This is a genomic window from Colwellia aquaemaris, assembly GCF_057548755.1.
In genome coordinates this window covers 1-496 of the sequence record NZ_BAAJLV010000032.1, presented here as the reverse complement: position 1 = coordinate 496, position 496 = coordinate 1, and the positions used below count along the sequence as shown (strand labels likewise).

Annotated in this window: 1 protein-coding gene; it reads right to left on the bottom strand. The window is 34.7% G+C overall.

Annotated features, from left to right (window positions below):
* Positions 1-91: 91 nt before the first annotated feature.
* A complete protein-coding gene (locus AC27HL_RS19565) occupies positions 92-475 on the bottom strand; it encodes a hypothetical protein (RefSeq protein WP_487082525.1) in 384 nt (127 codons plus the stop codon).
* Positions 476-496 lie beyond the last annotated feature (21 nt).

The window sequence follows — 496 nt, the reverse complement described above, 5'->3', positions numbered from 1 at the left end:
TAACGCCTCATTAAGAGGCAAAAAATTGTTGGCTAAAATAGGCGACGCAGGAGCAAAAGCCAACTGTTTTTTGTCCTGCTTTAATGACTTGTTAGGCTTTTACTGCTTTAAACCAGTCGTTTGATGCATTTGTATAAAGCAAAATTAAAACAACAACAGATGCTATATTATTAACTACTAAAATTATTTGGCTAATGTCCGTTGATAAAGATGGTGAAGTTCCAGCAAAGAAAATGGTAACTAATGAAATTGCTGTAATAACCGCATTAGTATGCCTAGCCCAATTTTTTCCTATTTTAATTGCGTAACCTAATCCAATAAGTAAACCGTACATAATGACCCAAGTTATTAAAACACCAAATAATGGTGGGCGAGGATCTGCTGCAAGGTAATTAGGAATAGCTCCGATAAAACTTAAAGCAATTGCTGCAAAGTAAATGAATATAGCAATTTTAATATTCTTAGGTTGATTCATACTCTTGGAAGCCTAACGCCC